Annotated in this window: 3 protein-coding genes; 2 read left to right on the top strand and 1 reads right to left on the bottom strand. The window is 65.9% G+C overall.

Going from position 1 to position 3,946, the window contains the following annotated elements; translation table 11 throughout:
- Positions 1-248: 248 nt before the first annotated feature.
- Positions 249-1,316, top strand: coding sequence for a GDP-mannose 4,6-dehydratase (gene gmd / locus HUU94_RS09885; RefSeq protein WP_174274918.1), 1,068 nt, complete (start codon positions 249-251; stop codon positions 1,314-1,316).
- Between the two features lie 2 nt (positions 1,317-1,318).
- The gene (gene fcl / locus HUU94_RS09880; RefSeq protein ID WP_217429602.1) at positions 1,319-2,284 is read left to right on the top strand and encodes a GDP-L-fucose synthase; all 966 of its coding nucleotides are present in this window, start codon (positions 1,319-1,321) and stop codon (positions 2,282-2,284) included.
- Between the two features lie 16 nt (positions 2,285-2,300).
- Here the strand turns inward: fcl and HUU94_RS09875 are convergent.
- Positions 2,301-3,946 (bottom strand): right-handed parallel beta-helix repeat-containing protein (locus HUU94_RS09875; protein ID WP_174274917.1); only part of this gene is annotated, 1,646 nt, incomplete at its 5' end.

The following is a 3,946-nucleotide window of genomic DNA, read 5'->3' as shown; positions in this document are numbered from 1 at the left end:
ATCGGATACGGATACGACTACGGATACTACGCCTACAATTACGGTAACAATAAAAATGACACATAACGACCGGGACGACCTGCTCATTCCGGTTGCGGATCCGGTGGCAGCGGTGCCCGTGGTGGCGCCCTATGCGCGCCGCTATATCGGAATAGGATGAGCGGAACGCACAGCCGAGCTTGACGGATGCCGGTGTTGCGGCGCAACATTGATGGGCCGGTTTTGGGTCTCAAGATTTTGGGGGAATGATGACGAGCCGCAAGGTAGCATTGATCACGGGCGTCACGGGTCAGGACGGAGCCTATCTTTCGGAACTGCTGCTCACCAAGGGATATGAGGTGCACGGCGTCAAGCGCCGCTCCTCCTCGTTCAACACCGGGCGGATCGAGAACATCTATCAGGACCCCCACGTCGAAGGCGCGCGCTTCCACCTCCATTATGGCGATCTGACCGATTCGACCAATCTGATCCGGCTCGTGCAGCAGACGCAACCAACTGAAATCTACAATCTCGCCGCGCAGAGCCACGTCGCGGTCAGCTTCGAAACGCCCGAATATACCGCGAATGCGGACGGCATCGGCACGCTGCGGCTGCTAGAGGCGATCCGCATTCTCGGCATCGAGAAGACCTGCCGTTTCTACCAGGCCTCGACCTCCGAGCTGTACGGCCTCGTCCAGGAAGTGCCGCAGCGCGAGACCACGCCATTCTACCCGCGCTCGCCCTATGGCGCCGCCAAGATGTATGCCTACTGGATCGTGGTAAATTATCGCGAGGCCTATGGCATCCACGCCTCGAACGGCATCCTTTTCAACCATGAGAGTCCGCTCCGCGGCGAGACCTTCGTCACCCGCAAGATCACCCGCGCCGCCGCCGCGATCAAACTCGGACGGCAGGAGAAGCTCTACCTCGGCAATCTCGATGCCAAGCGCGACTGGGGCCATGCCCGCGAATATGTCCGCGGCATGTGGATGATGCTCCAGCAGGACGAGCCCGACGATTACGTGCTCGCCACCGGCGAGACCACGCCGGTCCGCGATTTCGTCGCCTGGGCGTTCGAGGATGTCGGCATCGACCTGCGCTGGGAAGGCGAAGGCATCGACGAGAAGGGCTATTGCAAGGACACCGGCAAGCTGTTCGTCGAGGTCGACCCGCGCTATTTCCGCCCGACCGAGGTCGATCTGCTGCTCGGCGATCCCGCCAAGGCCAAGCAGAAGCTCGGCTGGAGCCACGACACGCCGGTACGCGAACTCGCCCGCGAGATGGTGCAGGCCGATCTCGAGGTGATGAAGAACGCGCCGATCGCCAAGGACGCCTGACGGTGGCGCTGGGGGAGCCGTTCGATCTCGCCGACAAGCGGGTCTTCGTAGCCGGCCATCGCGGCATGGTCGGCTCGGCGATCGCGCGGCGGCTGGTCGCGGAGGGCAGCACCGTCCTCACCGCCGGCCGCGACGCGCTCGATCTCAAGGACCAAATCGCGGTGCGCGCTTGGTTCGCCGACCAGAGGCCCGACGCGGTGTTCCTCGCGGCGGCCAAGGTCGGCGGCATCCTCGCCAACGACACCTATCCGGCGGATTTCCTTTACGACAATCTCATGATCGAGGCCAACGTGATCGAGGCGGCGAACCGCACCGATGTCGCCAAGCTGATGTTCCTGGGCTCGAGCTGCATCTATCCAAAGTTCGCGGCCCAGCCGATCGTGGAGGACTCGCTGCTCACCGGCCCGCTCGAGCCGACCAACGAATGGTATGCGATCGCCAAGATCGCGGGCATCAAGCTCGCCCAGGCCTATCGACGACAGCACGGCCGCGACTACATCTCGGTGATGCCCACCAACCTCTATGGGCCGGGTGACAATTTTGATCTCGAATCGAGCCACGTCATGCCCGCGCTGATCCGGAAGGCGCACGAGGCGAAGCTGTCGGGCGCGCCCTCGATCGTGATGTGGGGCACCGGCACGCCACGCCGCGAATTCCTGCATGTCGACGACCTTGCCGACGCGTGCGTGCATCTGATGAAGACGTATTCGGACTTCGGGCACGTCAATGTCGGCTCGGGCACCGACGTGACCATCGCCGAGCTTACCGAGATGGTGTGCAAGGCGATCGGCTATACCGGCGACATCGTCAAGGACACGGGCAAGCCCGACGGCACCCCGCGAAAGCTGATGTCCGCCGACAAGCTACGCGGACTCGGCTGGTCGCCCAGCATCGCGCTCGAGGACGGCATCGCCGGCGCTTATACGTGGTTCCTCGAGAACCAGGGCCAGTTTCGCGCCGTTGCCTGAGCGCCGGCCGCGGCTTTCAGCGGTCCGGCACCTCGCGAAGCGGCATCAGCGCAGCAAGATCGCGCGCACGGTCCGCCAGCGGCGGAGTCGCTCCGCCCGGCACCCGACCGATCATCGTCGGAAGCGCCGACGGCCCTGGCGACACCGGAAGTATCGAGCCCGTGTTGCCCGCAACCGAGAGCATCGCCGCGACACTCGGCGGATCGGCCACCACCACCGGAGCGCCGAGCACGAGATTGGCACCGGCGATGTCACCGTCCGGCGTGCCGTACCGATCCTGCGTAAGCGTCCGCAGCGCGGGATAGCGCGCGAGCCAGGCCGGGCTCATGGCGGGCACGCGCGCGAGCTTAGCGGCGAACTCGACGGTTCGGTTGGCCTGCTTGCCGAGGCCGCGCGCATCGAAATGAATGCCGCCACGACGCGGATCGACGATCAGATTGTGCTCGACACGGTTGTCGCGCCCGCCCGCGATCACCACGCCGTAATCGCCGCCGACCAGCACGTTGCCCGCGACATGCGCGCCACTGAACTGGTCGTCGAGATAGACCGAGGTCAGAAAGTTGGTCGGCCGCGTGCCGCCGATATCGTGGACATAGTTGCCGCTGATCTCCATGCCGCGCTGCGTCCAGTCGGCGCCCATGTAGATCGCGCCCGAATCCTCGGCATCGCGCAGTACGTTGGCGATCTCGTTGCCCGAGACGATATGATCGTTGCCCGAGAGCATTACCGCATTGTGATCGCCACCGGCGATATATGACCCGCGGAGCTGATTTCCGTCGCCCTGAAGGTTGGCGCCGGGTCGGTAGCTCGGGCTTTCGAGCCCGAAGTCGGTGATGACGCCGTTGGCGAAGACATGGCCGGCGGGCGTCAGCGACGGGCGATCGCCGCCGCCGAGCACGATCCCGGTCTCGGCGGTCGATGCGATCACCGATCCGGTGAAGGTCACGTTCCTGCCGCCGCTGACGGTTACGCCATTGCCACCCGTCTGGCGGAAGGCGCAGGCCGCGAAGCGGATGTCGGTCGAACCGTTGACCTGCACCGCGGGGCCGAGCGTGCGGTCGAACGCGATCCCGCTCACCGCGACGTTGCGCGCGCCCTGGAACACCAATAGGCTCCGTGCGACCGCCGCCTCGACCGGCGCGTTGCCCGTCGGCAGGAAGATGGCGACGCGGCGCTTGCCGTCGACCACGAAGCTGCCCGGCCGATGGAGTTCGGACAAGGCGTTCTCGACGAAGAAACGCGCCGTCGCACGCGGCGGCTGCTGGCCCTGGAGCGGCGCGAGCTTGATCGCGGCACCGCCCGGCGCGACGAGCGCGACCGGCGCTAGTTCGAATGCCCAGTCGGCACCCCAATAACCGCCCGCCCATAAAGACGGTTCGCCGCGCCATGCCGATGCATGGTTGCCCGGCACCGACACTGTCGGTCCCGCCGCGTTGGCACCCGCCACCGATCCTGTCGCATAGCCCGATGCCGGCCAGCGGCTCGGCACGAGGCGGTCGCCGCCTTGGAACAGCTCGATTCCGGCGGCTGCGGTGTGGACATAGGCGCCGCGGCGCACGAGGCCGCCGATCGGCAGCGCGCCGAGATCGATCGCGCGCGCACCCGAGGGCGCCGGCCTGCCTCCGGTATCGCCCGGGGTCACCGGCCGCGAGATCGGAAGAG

The organism is Sphingomonas bacterium, assembly GCF_903644055.1.
GTDB lineage: Bacteria > Pseudomonadota > Alphaproteobacteria > Sphingomonadales > Sphingomonadaceae > Sphingomonas_I.
This window is presented reverse-complemented; position numbering and strand designations above follow the sequence as displayed.